Source organism: Leptolyngbya sp. FACHB-8, assembly GCF_014695575.1.
Taxonomy (GTDB): Bacteria; Cyanobacteriota; Cyanobacteriia; order Elainellales; family Elainellaceae; genus Vacuolonema.
This window is the reverse complement of sequence record NZ_JACJOO010000042.1, coordinates 33133-53112: the sequence shown is the minus strand read 5'-3', so window position 1 is coordinate 53112 and position 19980 is coordinate 33133. Positions and strand designations below refer to the sequence as shown.

The following is a 19980-nucleotide window of genomic DNA, read 5'->3' as shown; positions in this document are numbered from 1 at the left end:
ACATGATATTACTGCATGTAAGGATAGAATCTTCACATGCAGTAACCATTTTGATTATTCCTGAGACATAGATTTGTGTAAGCGATCGCACACTGTTTCCAATGACGATAAATCCACATCCGCACAGGATTTACCATCGTATTGGAATGGATTATCCAAATCGCGAATCAGTAATAGCAAATAGGTAAAAGACATCACCAACAAGCTTGAGACCACCAAATTTTCACTAAAGCGATCGGCCCCGATAAGTAAAAGGGCAACAACTGTCCCGACCAAAAAGATTTCTAGCAGGGCATAGGCTGGCCCTAAGAACTCGGTATCGCGAATGATGGCGATTTGGCTGACCAAAATGCGAATTTTTGCCAGCTCTGTTTGTGTTCGGCTGACAATGGGGCCATTTCCATGCTGAAGCAACCCGGCTAAATTCGCGTTCAATCGGTACAAGGCGGCTTCCACGTCATCAACGGGTTTGCCTTGTTGCAACCAATCTACCAGGCCCTTCGCAACGGCAATTAATTCGGTTGTGAGCGGTTGAGGGTTATAGTCCGGGCTCAGCTTTGCAATTAACAAACTGCTGTCCTGAATTGTTTCTAAGGAGTTGGCAATCTGTACGGGCATATTCGCGCTGTCATTAAATTCTCGCAGAGTGCCACTGAGGACAAAGGCAATCACAAAGGTTGCGGAGCCAAACAGTGCTGCCGTTAAGGAGTCAAAGGCCCAGGGTTCCCAACCGAGACGGTGCATGCCAACCTTGACCAGGCCAAACAGAAGGGTGAAGGGTAGCACCGTCAGAAATAGCCGCCATTTTGTCAGCGAGAAGGAGGACATCAACGAAATCCGGTAATTAACTCAACTCAATAGTAGTGTTCTAGACTGTGATGGGGTGTGGAGAAAGGGGCACTTCGTACCTCTTTCTCCACACCCCATCACAGTTTGGAAACATTCTCTTAAATTACCGCATTCTCAAATATTGCCGAGGCAATAGGAGAATGGTCGAAAGGTTATGAATCAGGTTTATTCAGAAGAGGGATAGCACGATGAAAACTATTGGGCTCATTGGAGGCATGAGTTGGGAATCGTCTATCGAGTACTATCGCATCATTAACGAAACCACGAAGGCTCGATTGGGAGGGCTACACTCGGCCAAAAGTGTTATGGTTTCAGTTGATTTTGCCGAAATTGAAGCCCTTCAACATCAGGGAAAATGGGAAACTGCCGCCACCCACATGATCGAAGCAGCCCAACAGCTTGAACGGGCTGGAGCTGATTGTATCGTTCTCTGCACCAACACCATGCACAAGCTGGCGGATTCCATCCAGGCCAACACGGCCCTGCCGTTTCTCCACATTGCCGATGCTACGGCTGACCGAATTCGTGACGCAAGGTTACAAACAATTGGTTTGCTGGGAACGCGATTCACCATGGAAGAGGCGTTTTATCGCGATCGCCTTATCCAACATCATGGGCTAAACGTACGAGTGCCGGAGGAGAGCGATCGCCGCACCATCCACCGCATCATCTATGACGAACTCTGTCAGGGCATCATTCGCCCGGAATCTAAAGCTCAGTATTTAGCCATTATCGATACCCTGATTGAAGCAGGAGCTGAGGGAATTATTTTGGGATGTACGGAAATTGAATTGTTGGTAACAGAGGGGGATTGTTCCATCCCCCTCTTTCCAACCTCGCGCATCCATGCCGAAGCCGCTGTAGATTGGGCATTGTCAGCTTCAGCGTTGAAAGATTAGAGATTGCTGGAGCTGTTTTACCTTTTTCTTGAGCTGACCATTATCTGGATGATCCAGGAAGATGATGGAAAGCGGAATGGATGCATGCAGGTTATTGGCCAGATCGTCCATGAGCTGCTGGGGTGCAACCTCGCTTTCAATCAGCTGTCGTTTACGAATCACCCCTAAGATAAAGAAGCGATCCTCAGGGAAATACTTCATCTCCTTCTCAAACAGGTAAGCCTCTTTAACCTGCTTAAATGTGGCAATTCGTTGCTTCAGATCATTGAGCTGGGATGCTTCCAGCATGGGGGGCTTGATTGTGTCTCGAGCAGTTACCCTTGCTCGTTCCTGCTGGGCTTTGAGTACGGTCTGATAATGTTGCTCGGCCTGATCCCGGTATTTATCGGCTTCCTGAATTTTCCCTTGGCGGTGGAGGAAGTGGTAGATCAGTTCGCAGCCATCAATCAGCCAGTCTTTTCGTTGTGCGATCGCCACTTCGATACAAGCAATGCCTGATTGATCGGCTCGACTCAGGAGAATTTGCCCCAGGGTATAGTTCCCCGCAGCATGGTTGGGATGCATCTCTAACAGATCTTGCAGCCGGGGAACTGCAGCGTCTTCTCCCTGCAATTCCAGGGTGTAAAAGGCCCGTTCCCAAGCATCTTGCTCTGTTAGGGGCTGTTCTGTAGCTTTTTGTTCTAGGGTTTTCAGCTTACTTTCAACCTCCTGAAAGTAGGCGTATCGCTGTCGCCAGGATGTGGATACCTCATCCTTCCAATCGCGACTGAACTGCGCTACGAACTGCTGTAATTCATTGCCTAAAAGCTTCTCGGCAGCCGTGGTTCTAACAGGGGGAAGTTGGGGTAACTGCTTGGATGATTGGATGGGATAGCCCAGAGATTGGAGCCGATCGGCTAAACAGGGGTGGGTATCGGCGTTATTTGTCTTTTGGGCAAGGGCTTGTTCTACCCATTGCTCGCTTGTTTCTCCCACAATAGGCTCACGCAATACCGTGAACATGGAGGAATACACGTTACTGGGCGGGTTTGCCTGGCTTCTTCCTTGCTGATGAATATTAGACCAGAAGGATGTTTCCAGAAAACGAGCCTTAATTTCAATGCTCACAAGCGCTTCGGCCAGATGATTGGCCCCTACCAGTTCAGCAGCACAGCGATCGGCATCATACTCATTGGCCCGTGCCAGGGTGAAGGAATAGGCGTTGAAGGAAGGCCAGTACCAATCAATGAACTTATCAAAGAGAACAGAAGCTCTTCCTTCGTTTTGGCGCAAGCGGTTGTAAATTTGCATCCAGGTTGCACGAATTCGATAAATCCATCCACCGAAGCGGGAATGATTGCCCGAAAGATGGCCTAACTCATGGGCTAAAACAGCCTTAAATTTTTCAACGGATAAAGACTGCATCAACGGCAATCCAAGCATCAAATAATTCTCATGCCAACCCAAAATTCCCAGGCGGGGCACTTGCGCAACCGCTGCATTAAAGCGCTGATCTAAGAGAACTTTGTGGAACCGAGGAGCTTTAAGTTTTGTGGTCAATTCATCAATCAATGCAAAGAGCTGAGGGGCTTGACGACGATTGAGCATTAAGCCCTGGGGAGGGTGGAATTTGATGAAAAGCGATTGTACAATCATCCAGGCTGGAACCAGCAGAAAAGCAATCAGCTTGACGGTGCCAGCATGAACTCGTTGACTATGAACGATAAATAAAATAATGAGCCCAACTAGGGCGAGTAGACCCGCTAAAACTAGAAATAAGTAACCATAACCCAGGGCTGCAAATAGGGCCACTCGTAAGCGGTAGCTCCCAGGATGTTTTCTTGAGAAGGTTTCGAGCTTTTTGACTAAAGCGTCAAACTGTTCCTGGGTAACGGCCATAAGTAATGTAGTAGTGGAGACCTGATGACATTCAAGATGTCAGTTTTAACTCAACCTGTACAGCATCTTCAAGGGCAGTTCTTTAAAAATTTACGTTGCATTCTGTTTCTGTAGATTTTTTGTATATAGCATTGTGAGAGAGGGAGCAGACTTTGTCTGCTCCCTCTCTCACAAATCATTTCATAAATAATCAGGACTGCTGTAGGAGCATTTTTCCCATGCAATATTGCTCAAGAAACAACGACAGCAACTCAATATCTTGCATCAACCCGAATACCCTTCATTTTGCTGTCGGTTAGCGACAGCAAAATGAAGGGTATTCGGGTTGGTTTGGCATTATTTGATGCGATCGCGATAATGCTGCCAGAAATCTTCCCACCAACCCTCAGGTTCCTCGTGGGGGCCATCATATTCTGTGGGGCGACCCCGCAAGCCATCCACCACCAGGCTGCCTACATAATCGGCATCGTCGTAAACTCGCGCGATTTGCTGACGAATTTGCTGGATGTCCTTCTCTGACACGACGCCGTTGCTGGTGGCCTTGTAGAACTGCACCGTTACGCGGATAGGAAAGCGATCGTCTCGTTCAATCGGCAAACCCGCAATCTCTGTAAATGGCCCCTCGACCGCGCCATGACCAATAACGGCCTCTTCCACATTGCTTGGCCCCCGAGCAGCAGACCCCATCGCAGCAGAGGGGGGAGATACCATCGTGATATCGGCATCTTCAAGACCAAAATTAGCAGGCTGACGCTGGCGCAGGGGCACTTGAATTAGCATCACCATGTTCAAGCCTTCCTCACCTGCGGCACTGGCCTGTGAGGGTTCACCATTTGGGTTTTCGGCCTGGTAGTCGCTCAGGCGCTGGCCTGTGAGGCTGGCGCGATCGCCATTTTTGTTAAAGAACAACCGTTGCCCCCAGGTGCGCCCGGCCTCAAATCCATCCCGCTGATTGTCGATGACGGTAACGCTCGTGCCCTGACGGGTCACAAGCAACGTCAGCACCGCTGGGTCGCCGGGGTAGGACTGGTAGTTGAACAGCACTGGGTTGAACTCAGCCATACCCTGTTGGGGAATCGGCAGAAAACAAGCCTGGGCGCTGACAAGAACATGGGTATCGCGATCGGCCAGGAGCGATCGGCCACGGCCCGCCCAGGAATCCGGCTCCGTCAGATAATCCCGCAGGTTATCCAACACCTCGCGCAGGGGAACGGGTTGCAGGTCTTCCCCTCGCTGATTACCCAGAGGCAGGAAAAACTGATCGATGTCAATATCAGCGGACTGATCCGTAAAGTTGGGATAGCGGATGACGGGCATCAGATGCAGCGCGTAGTCGTCTCGAATGGGATGACGCTGTTGCACCTGAATGGTCATATCGCTGATGTTGGGGCCAACCGCAGAATTCTGGTAGCGGCCTGTATCTTCCCAGGTGACGTTGAGGATATCGAGGCCGTAGCGGTTCGCCAATGCTTGTGCTTCCGGATCGCGGACCATGTTTACCGTCTGCTCAATAACACGATGGTATGACTCATAGTCGCGCACATCTTCGGGTGGGTAACGGCGGGAGGTGGGGCGATTGGGGCGCTGTTCGGATGGGGCTGGGGTTATTCCTGGATCTGGGGTGATGTTGTTGGCAGATGCGTTGGAGCGGCTGATCGCCCCATACACCAGCCAACCACCAGCGGCTATCACAACCAGAAGAAATAGAAATCGCATAGGGTGTTACTGTCCATCTGAGATGAATCGTTGCCTCAAAATTAGGCGATCGCAAGCGTGTGCGATCGCCCGGTTTCAGTTTTCGATACACCGGCAGAAAAAGCGGATCCGGAATTTGAAAATCATCTCAACAATTGTGGAGAGGCAGTCTCTAAAGCAACTTCCTCACAAGCATTGATCAGATCAGGACTTACACAAGCTTGTTATCTCTAGTGCATGGTGTTGTGTGGCGTGCTTCACAGATCCACAACACCATGCGTCAGTCCTCAGATAAAAGATTATGTACTCCGAATACCGAAGTAGGTGATGACTAATTCTTCTGTTCCCGTATTGGCAACTTCGTGAACTTCTCCCAAATCCACCGTGACACAGACGCCGGGACGCAGTTCGTAAGGAATATCATCAATGGTGATGGTGCCATTTCCCGACTCCACAAAAAACACCTCATACATGTCGGCATGGGCATGACCGGGAGCCACAGAACCGGAAAGCAGACGAGCCTGGGAAAAGTTTGTCAGCGCTGGCAGATCACCAGGACGCAGCATAACCTTTTTGCGAATCGCAGGATTATGGCTAACGCCTTCATCAGGCAGGGTGGGTAGAGATACGTATTTCATGGGTGAAGAATGGAAGACGCGATCGCTTTTTATTATGCGATCGCCTACCCTCCATCCTGAATTGCCAAACCGCCGACTTTACGGACTCTACATTCTGCGCGAAAACATTCGCCTCTACTCCAGCACCTTCTGGTCGGGTAGGGTAGGAGTAGGACAAAGCGCCTACCACACTTAGGATCACGAATAAATTAATCTGTAATTCTTGTTGTGAGGTTGTATCCATAGGGCAACTGCACAAAACCCCACAAAACAAGCAGCAATCCACTAGGATCACAGTAGCCGCTTTCGGGTTTACGCCCCATGAACCTGCCACTCAACGAAACACGCTCTATTGAAATTGCTCAGGAGATCCAAAGTAAGGCGAGCCAGTCGTTTGATAATGCCTATCGGGCAGCATTAGTTCTAAAGGGAGCCACCTATGTTCAGGGGTTCGTTGCCGTAGCTTATGGCCCAAGCCAACCCATTGAACATGCCTGGCTTGAAATGGATGAAAGTATCATCGACCCGACGCTACCGCACTTCAATCGGGCGACTCAAGATATTCATTACTTTCCCGCCCAACATTTGAGTATTAAGAAGCTAAAGGCCATTATTGAAGAGTCTCAAGAAGATTATCCAGAGGATGATCCTCTACCCATTTATGGCGCAGCACCTTACGAGTATTACGGTGAGGTCATGTTAGGAGGAAAAGACTACTTGAATGCGTTTCAAGCAGCTGAAGCCAAGTGTAAGGAACTTAAGAGTACCCGCGAGAGGAATTAGCCGGGGCGATCGCCTCTGCTGCCTCTAAGCATCTGTCTGAGAGGGTTGATTTTTCGTGCCTGAAGGATACGAAAAATTAACCCTCTTAATAACTTTTCAAACAGCTTCAGGGCTTACGCAAGTCCACTATATATAGAGCATTTGTGTTGTGGGTGGTGTGCCAAGCACACTACCCACAACACAAAATACGTAAGTCCTGAGCTTTTAAGAATCGCTTGAATCGATCAGTTCCATGTTTTCGGCGCGGAGGATTTCGTCGCCATTCTGCCAGACGATGAGGGTGGTGGAGCCTTCGCCATCGTCTGTTACTTCAGAGGAGAGGGTGTAGGCATAGTCGCCGTTTTCCCAGGACATATTGCAGATACCGTCGCGACAAACGGTGAAGCCATCCGTGAGCGACAGGCAATTCCCATCGGAGTCACAGCCGTAGTAGGTAAGGCCACCTGTGTTGTTGACGCCATCCCAGCTTTCGATGCGACCGACGGTGACTGTCCAGTCGCCATTACTCAACACTTGCCAGTTTTCGCCCAGCAGTACGACATCGGAAATCAGGGTTTCCTTGCGGCTGCGGCCACAGGGTTCGGCGCTTTGGCAATCCGCCACATTCTCTTCGCTATAAACGAAGCGAACATTTTGGTTAAGCAGCTCCTGCTGCTCACAAATTTCAAAGGTGGCACCAATGTCGAACTCTTGCCCCTGGCGATCGCGCACTACCGTATAACACATCAGATCTCCCGATTGCAGCGAAATGATCTGCCCAATTTCGGGATACTCTGTCGTCTCCTCGGCCTGGGCGATCGCCTCAACCTCCTCTGCCTTCTCTGCTTTCGGGTTGGTGGCTGAAGATGCTGCGGCTACAGCTACAGGTTTGGAGGACGAAGCTGACGATTCAGGGGCAGACGACGATTCTGCAACGGTTGCACCACAGCTGGAGAGGAGCAGGGCCAGGCCAAGGGCGATCGCCATCATCGGGTTCTTCATCGTGCGTCCTCACAGGAGTGTGTGCAGTTGTAAGCAAGGGTGCCCATCATAGGGGCGATCGCCTGCCATGTTGTTAGGGTTGTTACAGATTTATACAGTGGGGCGATCGGCTTCTCCATACAAGTATGCAAATAGAATACTCAGGACAGCAGCTTCCGACCCCTTCTTAGCAAAAGGATTGTGCGGCAATGCATTACAGCTGCGTTGCTTCTAGAGCATTTGGATCCGGGTTGGGATCGTTGCACACGCTCACAAGCAAGCGTTCTAGCAGCCTAAAATACGGCAGATCCATCGACGGGCTTCGTTAGCGCCTCTCAAAATATCGATGGGATCGACCCTATTACGGGACGACGATTCGTCTTCATCTTCAGGTTCTGCTTCCTGACTACCGGTCTCGGGTTGAGGCAGTGGTTCCAGAGAATCATTCGGTTGAGGTGATGGCGATGCAGATGGGGTGATGATCTGGGGTAATGACGTGGCAGAGTCTATCGGATAGAGCCGTGCTTCAAGAAACTGGAGATAACAATTTGCACGCTGCGTATGACAAGTCATTTCGACAGCAAAATTATTGGGATTTGTTGGAACTGCTGGGTCCGCTAAATCGAGAACGACGTTGGCTGTACTCCCGGCGCGCAGGTTGCGATAGGTCTGCCTGAGGTTGCCCCCTTGATAGACATCAATCGTTAAGTTCACGTTCTCGCGCGCAGCGTTGTCATCAATTCCCATCTGTAAGCCGACTAAGCTGTAGCGACTTGCATCAGCTCGACAGCTCAGGGTGACAAAATTGGCGTTATCGTAAGTTCCAATGGCAAAGAGGCGATCGAAGATCTGGCGATTAATGGAGACTAATGTGGTTTGGTCATAGATCTGGCTCTCGTTTGTAGAACCTGAAATTTGACAATCTGCTGCTTCGAAGAGACTCGGTGTGAGGTTAGTGCTTGTTTCCTGAGTTGGGGCTGGAAGTGTGGCTCCCTTAGGGACGGTAAAACCAAACGTCCCTACAAAGCAGAACCCAAACAAGAATGCCATCGCATACCAACGGCAGGAACGTTTGGATAGTCTGCGTTTTGAGACCTTGTAACCTACGGTTCCAGACTTAAAGAACATTCAACAGTATGTTGTGAGTGGAGTCGCACGTTGCTGATTTCTGCCATCGTAACCTACACATTCTAGGTGTTGCCGCCTGGAGGGATACCTGTTTTTTACGACAATGAATCCAGACTGCGTATTGCTATCACCCGATCCAAAGAGGTTGTTCGAAAAGTTGATTTTGCGTGCGCTACGCACACGCAAAATCAACTTTTCGAACAACCTCTAAAGGCTATAGCTGTTGAATGTATCCCATTTGGCCCACCCCCTACCCCCCTCTCCCGACAAAGGGGGGACCGGAGCGAAGGAGTTCATTGGTTGTTGAAAAAGGATTTCTGGCTGGATCTCCCTCCTCTCGGAAGAGGGGCTGGGGGTGTGGGTACGAGGGCGATCGCTAAAACCAACCACTTGTACACACACGGCAGTTCCTGAAAGGGGAGAAAGATTCAGAGGTTTACGTCAGGTTAGCTGTAATTTTTCCAGCGATCGCCGACAACGCAACAACTCTGGGAGAGGCCAAATAGTTTTGGCCAGTGGGATCACCGCTGCGGCCTTTGAAATTGCGATTGGTGGCATAAATACCCGCTTCCTGGGGGCCGAGAACGCCCATACCGGCATTAATACAGGCTCCGCAGCCTGATTTTAGGATGGTGGCTCCGGCTTGCTCCAGAATGTCGAGGTAGCCGAGGGTTTCAGCTTGCTGGCGCACTTCCTGGGAGGCGGGGACGACGAAGAGGCTGACGGTAGGAGCGACGCAGTGGCCTTTAAGGACATCAGCGGCCTGGGCCAGATCATGCAGCTTGCCGCCGGTACAGGAGCCGATGAAGGCGCGGGTAATGGGTACGTCGCCCAATTCGCTAATGCTGACAACGTTGTCGGGTTTAGGTGGGCGGGCAATCTGCGGTTCCAGATTGCTCAGGTCAAAGGTGTAAATGCGCTCGTACTCGGCGTCAGGGTCACTGGTGACTTCCTCGAAGGAAGTTTGGGTACGGGCTTGCACATAGGCGCGGGTGGTATCGTCGGGGGCCATAAGACCGCACATCGCGCCACCTTCCACGGCCATGTTAGCCAGGGTCATGCGTTCGTCCATGGGCATCTGGTCGATGATACTGCCGCGAAACTCCATCACTTTGGCGATCGCCCCATCACAGCCAATCTGCCCCAGAATGAACAGCATGATGTCCTTGGCGCTGATGTGGGGTGGCAGCGTTCCCTCCAGGTCAAACCGCAGGGTTGCGGGAACCCGCAACCACACATCCCCGGTGGCGAAGATATTCGCCATATCTGTTGTGCCAACTCCGGTGGAGAAGCAGCCAAACGCGCCATAGGTGCAGCTATGAGAGTCGGTGCCAGCCACCACCATACCCGGACGAATAAAGCCTTGCTCCGGCAACAGCACATGGCAAATTCCTGCTGCTTCGCCGGGGGAAATCATATCCAACAAATGACAGCCCTGCTCCTGGGCGAACTGCGCCATTTGCTGATACATCAACGGTGCTTTGGGGTCGTTGCGGATGTCGTTAATCTGGATAAAGTGATCGGCAACAAGGACGATGCGATCGCGCTCCCACACTTTCGCGTCTGCCCCAAAATGCTGATAGAAAAGTTGGCCTACAGGACCGGCGATCGCATCGTGAGACATCGCCAGATCTACCTTGGCAAACACCACCTCACCCGGACGTACATAGGTATTCCCCGAAGCTTTTGCCAGCAGCTTTTCCGCCATGGTCATGGGGCGGGGGGTCGTAAGGCTGGGAGGAACGGTGACGCTGCCCTGTCGCCGCTGTTGATTGAAGGGAAAGAGGCCGCCGGATTGGGCGATCGCCTCCACCACAGAATTTGGTTGGGACTCACCCAAAATCTCCAACGGCAGGCCAATATTGATGCTGTTGCGATAGAAAATTTCTGCGAAAGATTTGGCCCGGACAAGCCGAATACCAGCTGCTTTGATGGCGATCGGAGCAAACTCACGGCTGGAACCACATCCAAAATTATGACCGGCTTCGATGACGTCATATTCCAGCAACTTGCCTTCGCCAATCACATGCTCCAGAGCATAGCGTTTGAGGTAATCGGGGTCGGCATTGGTGCCCCGCTTGGCGGGGATGATGTCGTCGGTATTGATGTCGTCGCCCAGATAGAGAACCCGGTCAGTCATGGTTGGAGGTAGGGTAAGGATGATCGTGTGTGGGTGTTCTAAGGCATCCTACATCGGTTTGGATGGGGGCGATCGCTAACACCTGTTTTAGTTGTTGTTCCATACGCTGTGCGTGCGAAAAATCAACTTCTCAAACAGCTTCCAAAACCTAGTAGGCCACCACATAGTTTTTGACAGGCCGCTAATTTTGACAGGTGGGGTATGGCGGGCAAAGCCCGCCATACCCCACCTGTCAAAATTAGCGCGGTGAACTACTAGAAACCCGGTATTTCTAAAAACACCGGGTTTCTGGGCCTATTGCAGTCCGATGAATGAGCCTGGACCGTTTGCCTCAGGGCGTTTGCCTTTTAAGCTGAAGCCGTTCCCTGAAGAACCCGCGACGCAACTGCAGTTGGGGTAGTCAATGGCGCAAGGTAAGGCTTGAGGATAGCGGCTAACCCATCGACATGGGGAGCCTTCAGCATCGAGACGTGATAGCCAGAGCTGTGGTGTATTCTCAGGTCGCCTTTCACCAAATGTCCCCAGCCCAACGCCGGATCGATAAACCAGGCTTCATCTGGGTCGGGGAGCTGTGCTCTGACCAGCACAACATTACCCTCGTACGGCTGTGGGAGGTATCGTTGTAAAGCCTGCCGATGGGCCTGACTCACAGTGACGCTTTGAGCGCTATAGGCCGTCGTCCCTTCGGGAGCCTCAGGGATGCCAAAGAGCGCCTGGGCAGTGCTACTGGATGTCTTAGCAGCGTTGCGTCCAGAGCGCTTACGTACTTTATCTAGTAAGTACGATGGGCCGTGCTTCAGAAGCAGGCGGGCATGGTTTTGCAGCTTTTCCACGGGAGGAACTTGACGGAAGAAATTGCGCCCTACGGCATCCAGCAGAATGACCTGGGCTACATCTTCGCCCTGTTGAGTCAGTTGTTGGGCCATCTCGAAGGCAACGTTGCCGCCAAAGGAATAGCCTGCCAGATAATAGGGGCCATGGGGCTGAACGGCGCGAATTTCCTGAATATAAAAGGCTGCCATATCTTCTACCCGCTCAAAGAAGGGAGATTTCCCGTCTAACCCACGAGCTTGCAAGCCATATACAGAATAGTCAGGCCCAAGGGCACGAGCTAGCTCAACAAAATTCATCACATTGCCGAAAATGCCATGCACGCAAAACAGGTGTTTAGGGGTGTCTAACGGCTGTACAGGAATCAAACAGGGCCAGGAGATAGTTTTGCCTTCCTGGCGCAACACATCAGCCAGTTGACTAATGGTTGGGGCCGTGAGTAACGTTGCCAGGGGTAGGCGAACGCCCGAAATTTGTTCTACATGGGCTAGCATCTGTGCAGCCAGAAGGGAATGACCACCTAACTCAAAAAAGTTGTCCGTTGTGGTGATAGTGGAAACGCCTAATACCATTTTCCAGATGTCCCAAAGCTGGATTTCCAGGTCACCATTGGGCGGTTCAAGGGAGTCGACAGACTCGGGTTGGAGCAGGTCTGGGGCCGGAAGTGCCTTGCGATCGCGCTTCCCATTTGGTGTCAGAGGAATCGCTGGCAAAAACACAAACTGAGACGGCACCATGTACTGAGGGAGGCGATCGCTCACAAATTTCCGTAACGCTATCGTCAATGCCGATTGTTCAGCCGAGGTCAGAGGCTGTGAGGCAACCAAATAAGCCACCAGCCGTATTTCTTCATCATTGTTGGATGAAGTTGCTGTGGACCGAGCCGACACAACCGCCGCATTGAGTTGAGGATGAGCCTCCAGGATTGATTCAATTTCTTCAATCTCTATCCGCATGCCCCGCAGTTTCACCTGAAAATCCTTGCGGCCTACCAGTTCAAGAACGCCATCCTGAGCTTGACGCGCTAGATCTCCAGTCTTGAATAGGGTCGGCAGAGAGAGGGGTGAATTCGCCCCATCCCGTTCAGCCCAGGGATTGGGTACAAAATTTTTAGCCATCAACTTCGGGCGATTTAAGTACCCCTGCGACAGGCACCCTCCAGCTATGCACAGTTCACCAATCTCGCCTGGGGAAACCTCTTGCCCCGCTTCATTCAAGATGTAGGCCCGATTGTAAGCATATGGTTTCCCAACCGGTAGAAACCCGGTTTGGCGATCAAACGTGGCTGGAACAGCATAGCAAGTATTGCCAATGGTTTCGGTCTGACCATAAACATTAAAAATTTGAGGCTGGCACTTCAAGGTTCGTTTGAGTGCCTGAATCAAAGCACTCGGTGTTTGTTCCCCCGAAACAATAACCACCCGAAGATGCGCAGGTATCAGCGCTTTTTGCTGGGCCAAGTCAAGCGATTCTAACGCTTTCAAGCCATAACGCCAGATAGACGAGACGCCATCCGAAACAGTCACTTTGGCGTCCTGCATCAGTGCAAATAAGCGCAGGGGATCTTTCACCTGCTGCGCACTGGCAATCACAACTCGCGCACCTTTCGATAGAGGTACCAGCAGTTGGCGAATCGAGGAGGAGAAAGAAAATGATGCAACATGCAAATACACGTCATCCGCCTGTACCGGCAGAAGTTCTCCTAGCGCTTGAATATAGCGGGTGACAACAGCTCGGGGCATTTGCACCCCTTTGGGTCGTCCTGTAGAACCCGAGGTGTAGAGAATGTAAGCCAGGTGATCCGGGGTAACAGACGATAGGGGTGGTGTCATAGGTGAGGAGGCGATCGCCTCCTCACTGCCTTCAAACGTCAGTACAGGGACGCTAAGCCCTTGCCAGCGGGAAGCGAAAGTATGTTGAGTGAGCACCAGTGCGGGCTGGGTCTCCTGCACCATGAAAGACAGGCGTTCATCGGGATAATTTGGGTCGAGGGGGAGATAAGTGCCACCTGCTTCCAGGACACCCAGAATACCGAGCACCATATCGATGGAGCGATCGGCGCACAGCCCAACCACTACACCGGGTCCGACTCCTCGTTCTTGCAAATAGTGTGCAACTTGATTAGTCCGTTTGTCGAGCTGCTGGTAGGTCCATTGCCGCGTAGCATCCTCCACAGCAATGGCGTTCGGTCTTTGCTGCGCTTGCCGTTTCAAGAAATCATACATAGCAGACGGAGGTGAATGAACTAAGTTGCTAGTGCCAGATGCCAAAAGTCAGGCGGTGAAAATATCTAAAGAAAACCTGAATTTTTGATCAAGGCCTCGTTTGGTTTAACACTTCGTTGTATGAAATGGCAAATAAAGAAAAAGTTCCCATGAAATTTTGTGAGAACGACTCCACATTAATCGGTGTCCAGAAAATATTTTGGCAGTAGCCAAAGGCCGTAAGCCAGGCCATAGCCATTCCGCAAGATTCCCTTTCGTTGAGTGTGCATATTTCGTATCTGCCCAAACCCCGCATACTTTAGGCGACGTGACCAAAATCGGCTAGTTTACCAACCCGATGAGGATTTTACTGCTTCCCCGAACCATTAGCGTCTGACATGCGGGCCATGCTCCAAGCTCATACTGTTCCTGTGCAAGACTACATGAAATTCTTTGAATATCTGTAGAAAACCTGGGATTAAGGCGATGATGACCGGATTTACATTCAATTAGCTTCTAAAAATCCTCACTAGTGTTCTGACAAAGCGTTAGAAGTATTACTGGAATATTCTCAGAAGTATCAAGCTGATATACACATGTGCTTCTTGAAAAGAGCCCACCAGCGTGAATAAACTTATCACCAAATGGATAATCCGTTGCTAAACATTTGCATTAAGTTTGGATTAAGTGCTGAGGGTTGCGTAGCACTTGAAAACGCCCATTTTATGCGCATTGAGCACACACAAAACGGGCGCTTTAGCTTATTCCAAACGGAGGTTTATTAGAAAGCACCCTGGGCAACTCAAATATCCATAACCTTTGCTGCCCACTGCAAATGCTTCCTTAGGATACCCGCCCTTTAACCTTTGGCCCACAATACGCCGTCAGCAGTGGTCATGACACTCCTATGCCCAATTGATGCTTCAAGGCGATGAAAGGGCGATCGCCCCAAAAAGCGTGCAGGGCCACACCGTTTTCAGGTGCCTGCTGCCTGTACCTCGACCGATCCTCGAAACATATTCATACCGCACGTGAAGGCATAGGTGCCGGGTTTATCGGGGGTGAATTCAATCGGGGTAACTTTGTTAAGCGCCAAGTCCTGAGCAACATGAAAATCAGGAAACCGTACAGATTCCAAACAACCGCTGGGGTCTTTCCGATCAAAGTTAAGACGTACAGGCTGACCCGCTTGAACAACAATGCGGCTGGGTTCATAGCCTCCATCCACGGTAACGGTGATTTCCTGAATGCCACCTGTTGCCACTGCTTTCCGTAACTTCGTTTTAGTCCCCAGGAACCACCACAATTCCAAACCAATCAGCCCCAGTCCTCCTAGCGTTACAGCGACCTTGCTTGTAAGAGGTTGATCGATACGGCGAACGGTGGTTTCCGCAGGGGAAGCCGTGTGCGATTCGGTGTGCGGTTCACTTGCTAACGCTCCAGACAGTGAACTCGATAACACACCTAACAGAAATCCAAAGCCGGCCAATGTTGCGAAGAATGTGGCTTTGCAAAACATAATTGTGTCTCCTCAAAATTGGGAATGAAATGAGCCAGGGCAGATTTCATGGGAGTTCAATCCGCCCTGATGACAATTAGCTAACCGAGTGCCTTGGGCCTGAAGTTGCGTAGCCGCAATGCATTGGTGATCACGGAAACCGAACTGAAAGCCATCGCGGCCCCTGCGATAACGGGGCTAAGCACCCAACCAAACACGGGATAGAGAAGACCGGCGGCAATCGGAATCCCGGCCGCGTTGTAGATGAACGCGAAGAACAGATTTTGACGAATATTCCGAATGGTGGCACGACTGAGTTGAATCGCTGTGACAATACCTTGCAAATCGCCTGAAATAAGGGTGATGTCACTAGCAGCGATCGCCACATCGGTTCCCGTTCCAATCGCAATTCCCACATCTGCCTGAGCCAATGCCGGAGCATCGTTAATGCCATCTCCCACCATCGCAACCACTCGCCCTTCTGCCTGAATTGCTTCAATCGTCGCCGCTTTCTGGTCGGGGCGGACTTCCGCAAAAATCCGCTGGATGCCCACCGCATGAGCGATCGCATTGGCAGTGCGCTGGTTATCTCCCGTCAGCATGACCACCTCTAAACCCATCCGTTGCAAAGCCCGAATCGCTTTTATAGACGAGGGTTTGACAGCATCAGTAATGCCCATAATCGCTTCAATTTGCCCATCTACAGCAATCCAGATCACGGTATGGCCCAGGCATTCTAACCGTTCCCCCGATTGTTCTAAAGCACGGGTATTCATGCCCTGCTCGTTCATCCAACGATGGGTGCCGATCTGCACCCAGCGATCGCCCACATAGCCCTGAACCCCACTTCCAGCGATCGCCTCAAACTGTTCTACATGGCTCAATTCTGCCCACTGAGTTTGCGCGTAATGCACCACCGCTTCCGCCAGGGGGTGTTCTGAATGGCGCTCCAGAGAGGCCGCTAAGCCTAACAATTCAAGTTCATCATGCGTACCCTTAACCGTTACAAAATCGGTGACGGTAGGCTTACCCTGGGTAATTGTGCCCGTTTTGTCGAGAACAACGGTTTGCAGTTGGTGTGCCAGTTCCAGCCTATCGGCCCCTTTGATCAAAATACCGTTCTCGGCTCCTTTGCCAGTACCCACCATGATGGAGGTTGGGGTCGCCAGTCCCAGAGCACAGGGACAAGCAATAATCAACACCCCCACCGTACTGATCAACGCCATGGGCACGTTACCCATGATGTTGTACCAGAAGATAAAGGTGAGGATGGCGATCGCTATCACAACAGGCACAAACCACCCCGTCACCTGATCCGCCAATCGCTGAATGGGAGCTTTTGAACCCTGAGCCTGCTGCACCAGCTTGACGATTTGTGCCAGGAAGGTATCTTTACCGACGCGAGTGGCCCGGAACTTGAAGCTACCCGTTTTATTGAGTGTGGCTCCGATCACTTCATCACCGGGTTGCTTTTTGACAGGAACACTTTCCCCGGTCACCATAGCTTCATCCACGGTAGAAGAACCATCCACCACGTCGCCATCCACCGGAATCTTCTCCCCAGGCCGTACCAGAATGATGTCGCCCAAAGTCACGCTTGCCAGGGGCACATCTAACTCTCGACCATCGCGGATGACACGTGCGGTTTTGGCTTGTAACCCCATGAGCTTACGAATCGCTTCAGAGGTTTGCCCTTTGGCACGGTTTTCCAACATCCGTCCCAGTAACAGCAGGGCGATGATGACAGAAGCCGCTTCGAAGTAAACATCTGGGCTCAATCCCTGCTCGATGAACCATCCCGGGAAAACGGTAGGAAACAGGGAATAAAGGTAAGCTGTACCTGTTCCCACTGCGACCAATGTATCCATCGTTGCGGTGTGCCGCTTTAACGCTTTCCAGGCGTTAATAAAGAAAGACTGACCCGCCCATAAAAGTACCGGAGCCGTTAAGACCAGTTGCAAAACCGGATGGTGCAACACCATGGGAATAAAGGGGATAGCTACACCGGTCATAGCCGGTAAAGAACCCACTACGAGCAAAGCGCTGATGGCACCACTCAGCCAAACCCGACGCAGAAGTTGGCGTTGTTCACGCGCCCGTTCCTGCCGTTCTGCATCATTGTCAGAGGCCAGCACATCATCCCCTATGGGAAGTGCAGTATAACCAGCTGCATCGACAGCATTTTGAATTCTGGCGACATCTGTTGCATGAGCATCATAAGTAACGGTTGCTTGCTCTGCACCAAAGTTTACACTGCATGTTTCTACACCAGGTACAGAACGAATGGCGTCTTCAATCGTGTTGGCACAGGCCGCACAGCTCATACCGCGCAGTTTTAAGGTTGTATTTTCCATTGAGCTTCTCCTCAGAAGCAACGTGAAAAAGGTTAGAAACGTCTATGTTTTGTGCACTTCTGGCATGAATTAATGTTGTTAGCCTGTGCTCAAGCGACTCTATAACCGGCATTAACAATCGCCTGTTTTACTGCCGAGATCGTTGCTTGCGTGTCTACCGTGACTTGCTTCGTTTTTGGTTCGGCTTGAACTACAGCAGTAGGATCAATCGCTCGAATCGCTTCTGTAATGGTTTCACCGCAGGCTGAGCAGGACATGGTTGGAACAGTTAGTTGAAACGTCATAATTTTGTTCTCTCAGGTGAGTGTGATTTCATGGTGCAGTCTCCAGCCCACTAGAGAGTCAAGGGGGTATGTGCATTTCTTTCAATAGTTAGAGGAGATCGCCTTTCCATTTCCCTAGGCTGAGGGTGAAACGTAGAAGCACTCTCCCTGGAGAAGCACCATGCCGATTCAAGATCTGTCTCTCAATCAGCTCAACGATGAAATGTTGCAGTGCATCCAAAATTGTTTGGATTGTCACAGCATCTGCTTAAACACCATTACCTACTGTTTGCAACAGGGCGGCCACCATTCCGAGCCTAACCATATTCGTTTGATGATGGATTGTGCAGAAAGTTGCCAAACGAGCGCTAACTTTATGCTGCGCAACTCCGACCTGCACAGCCGTTTCTGTGGAGCCTGCGCCGATGTATGCGAGCGCTGCGCCCAGGATTGCGATCGCATGTCCGACGACATTCAAATGAAGGCCTGCGCTGAAATGTGCCGCCATTGTGCAGAAAGTTGTCGCCGCATGGCAATGGCTCACACGTGAGGCAACAGGCCGAATTCAAATATCACAAGAAATGTTTAAAAGGGTTGTTTATTTGGGTGCTTCGCACTTGAATCAACAACCCTTAGTTTTTTGTGATCTCAAGCCACTGAACAATGAGGAGTTTTAGAGGGTTAATTTTTGAGTCTTGTACCAAGGTGCATTACAGGAAACAAAATCTTTTGCTTACGAATGAGTTAATTTTCTAGGGACTTCTCGCATGTAAATTAACGCTCCTACAAACATCGTTGAATTAAATACGGGAAGATACTTTGTAGAATGTTTCAGCACACCCATTTGTAAGGAAATAAGATAGCTGACTCATTCAGATATCTACTTCATCGTGTTATTCCTGGAGGGTTTGATTTGTGGAAGACAGATTCATTAGAACGTTTGTCTTATTTTGTATTCTTACTATTGTCTTTGGCATTCTTGAGCGTTTCTGGCCCAGCATTCCCAACCAACCTAGATTGCGACGCGGTCTAGGAACCGATATTCTCTACTGGTTTGTCACCCCAATGGTAAGCCAGATACTAGCGATCGCCACCGCTGCCATTCTACTTCTGCCTTTCTACCTGCTGATCGGCAGACCCCTGGAACTCAACAGCATTCTGGCAGGCTACGGGCCGATCGCCAAAATTCCACTTTGGCAGCAAGGTTTAATTGTTATTTTCATTGGTGATTTCATTGGGTATTGGACTCACCGCATTAACCACCGCATGCCTGTCCTGTGGGGCTATCACGCCGTTCACCACAGTGCAGAAACTCTTGATTGGTTATCAGCCGTTCGTGTTCACCCCTTCAATGACATGTTTTCAAAAGGGCTGAAAGCTGTACCCATTATGTTGCTCGGCTTTTCACCTCTAGCGGCTGATTTATATTCACCCATCCTATCCAGCTATATCGCCTTCATTCATGCCAACGTGCCCTGGCATTATGGGCCATTTCGCCATATTCTTGCGAGTCCTGCCTTTCATCGTTGGCATCACGAGATGGATAGAAGAGCCTGGGGCAAAAACTACGCCGGTCTATTCCCCATTTTTGACGTTATCTTTGGCACCTTCTATCTTCCCCTCGACAAGCAGCCTCGCGAGTTTGGCATCGATGGTGAAACCATGACAGAAAACTTTATTGGCCAAATGCTGTATCCAATCCACTACTGGAAAACCCTCTGGCAAAACCACAAAGCGAATAAACAACTCCTGGAAAAAGAATCATAATTTCAACTCAACTAAAGAGCTGTCAAGAATATGGGCATCCAGAGGGTTGCCCACATTTCATATCCAGTCACCTAAAGTGCCCATTTTGGCGTGCGCGCCCCGTACGTCAAAATG

General features: G+C 50.7%; 16 protein-coding genes. 5 read left to right on the top strand and 11 right to left on the bottom strand.

Annotated elements, in window-relative coordinates; all coding sequences use genetic code 11:
- Nucleotides 1-54: 54 nt before the first annotated feature.
- Nucleotides 55-828 (bottom strand): hypothetical protein, encoded by a 774-nt coding sequence (locus H6F91_RS09150; RefSeq protein ID WP_190771176.1) that lies wholly within the window; start codon nucleotides 826-828, stop codon nucleotides 55-57.
- Nucleotides 829-1037: 209 nt separating this feature from the next.
- Here H6F91_RS09150 and H6F91_RS09145 point away from each other — a divergent pair, with 209 nt between their 5' ends.
- Nucleotides 1038-1748, top strand: coding sequence for an aspartate/glutamate racemase family protein (locus H6F91_RS09145; RefSeq protein ID WP_190771175.1), 711 nt, complete (start codon nucleotides 1038-1040; stop codon nucleotides 1746-1748).
- Here H6F91_RS09145 and H6F91_RS09140 read toward each other — a convergent pair.
- The 3 genes from H6F91_RS09140 to H6F91_RS09130 all read right to left on the bottom strand — a co-directional run bounded on the left by H6F91_RS09140 (nucleotide 1731) and on the right by H6F91_RS09130 (nucleotide 5959).
- Nucleotides 1731-3626, bottom strand: a complete 1896-nt coding sequence (locus H6F91_RS09140) for a M48 family metallopeptidase (protein WP_190789298.1) — start codon at nucleotides 3624-3626, stop codon at nucleotides 1731-1733. The two genes, H6F91_RS09145 and H6F91_RS09140, sit on opposite strands and share 18 nt — an antisense overlap.
- Before the next feature lie 336 nt (nucleotides 3627-3962).
- Entirely contained in the window at nucleotides 3963-5342 is a 1380-nt protein-coding gene (locus tag H6F91_RS09135) for a hypothetical protein (RefSeq protein ID WP_190771173.1), read from the bottom strand.
- Nucleotides 5343-5620: 278 nt separating this feature from the next.
- Entirely contained in the window at nucleotides 5621-5959 is a 339-nt protein-coding gene (locus H6F91_RS09130) for a cupin domain-containing protein (RefSeq protein WP_190771172.1), read from the bottom strand.
- Between H6F91_RS09130 and H6F91_RS09125 the strand changes: the two genes are divergently transcribed.
- The gene (locus H6F91_RS09125; protein WP_190771171.1) at nucleotides 5958-6134 is read left to right on the top strand and encodes a hypothetical protein; all 177 of its coding nucleotides are present in this window, start codon (nucleotides 5958-5960) and stop codon (nucleotides 6132-6134) included. The genes H6F91_RS09130 and H6F91_RS09125 overlap by 2 nt on opposite strands.
- 125 nt (nucleotides 6135-6259) lie before the next feature.
- Complete coding sequence (locus H6F91_RS09120; protein WP_190771170.1) at nucleotides 6260-6721, top strand: hypothetical protein; 462 nt, start codon at nucleotides 6260-6262, stop codon at nucleotides 6719-6721.
- Between the two features lie 204 nt (nucleotides 6722-6925).
- On the opposite strand, the gene H6F91_RS09115 is transcribed toward H6F91_RS09120, so the two are convergent.
- From H6F91_RS09115 to H6F91_RS09085, 7 genes are all read right to left on the bottom strand, one after another.
- Nucleotides 6926-7702, bottom strand: a complete 777-nt coding sequence (locus H6F91_RS09115) for a hypothetical protein (RefSeq protein ID WP_190771169.1) — start codon at nucleotides 7700-7702, stop codon at nucleotides 6926-6928.
- A gap of 264 nt (nucleotides 7703-7966) precedes the next feature.
- Nucleotides 7967-8731 carry a hypothetical protein gene (locus H6F91_RS09110; protein ID WP_190771168.1) on the bottom strand — a complete coding sequence of 255 codons (765 nt, stop codon included), beginning with the start codon at nucleotides 8729-8731 and terminating at the stop codon, nucleotides 7967-7969.
- A 514-nt stretch (nucleotides 8732-9245) separates the two neighbouring features.
- The gene (locus H6F91_RS09105; protein WP_190771167.1) at nucleotides 9246-10949 is read right to left on the bottom strand and encodes an aconitase/3-isopropylmalate dehydratase large subunit family protein; all 1704 of its coding nucleotides are present in this window, start codon (nucleotides 10947-10949) and stop codon (nucleotides 9246-9248) included.
- A 347-nt stretch (nucleotides 10950-11296) separates the two neighbouring features.
- A complete protein-coding gene (locus H6F91_RS09100) occupies nucleotides 11297-14005 on the bottom strand; it encodes an amino acid adenylation domain-containing protein (protein WP_190771166.1) in 2709 nt (902 codons plus the stop codon).
- A gap of 955 nt (nucleotides 14006-14960) precedes the next feature.
- Nucleotides 14961-15503 carry a cupredoxin domain-containing protein gene (locus H6F91_RS09095; RefSeq protein ID WP_190789297.1) on the bottom strand — a complete coding sequence of 181 codons (543 nt, stop codon included), beginning with the start codon at nucleotides 15501-15503 and terminating at the stop codon, nucleotides 14961-14963.
- An 80-nt stretch (nucleotides 15504-15583) separates the two neighbouring features.
- Nucleotides 15584-17836 carry a heavy metal translocating P-type ATPase gene (locus tag H6F91_RS09090; protein ID WP_190771164.1) on the bottom strand — a complete coding sequence of 751 codons (2253 nt, stop codon included), beginning with the start codon at nucleotides 17834-17836 and terminating at the stop codon, nucleotides 15584-15586.
- Nucleotides 17837-17925: 89 nt separating this feature from the next.
- Entirely contained in the window at nucleotides 17926-18120 is a 195-nt protein-coding gene (locus H6F91_RS09085; protein ID WP_190771163.1) for a heavy-metal-associated domain-containing protein, read from the bottom strand.
- 160 nt (nucleotides 18121-18280) lie between these two features.
- On the opposite strand from H6F91_RS09085, the gene H6F91_RS09080 reads away from it, so the two are divergent.
- Entirely contained in the window at nucleotides 18281-18649 is a 369-nt protein-coding gene (locus H6F91_RS09080) for a four-helix bundle copper-binding protein (RefSeq protein ID WP_190771162.1), read from the top strand.
- 365 nt (nucleotides 18650-19014) lie between these two features.
- Nucleotides 19015-19866: a sterol desaturase family protein gene (locus H6F91_RS27865; RefSeq protein ID WP_190771161.1), complete on the top strand. Its 852-nt coding sequence runs from the start codon at nucleotides 19015-19017 to the stop codon at nucleotides 19864-19866.
- The last annotated feature ends 114 nt before the right edge of the window (nucleotides 19867-19980 follow it).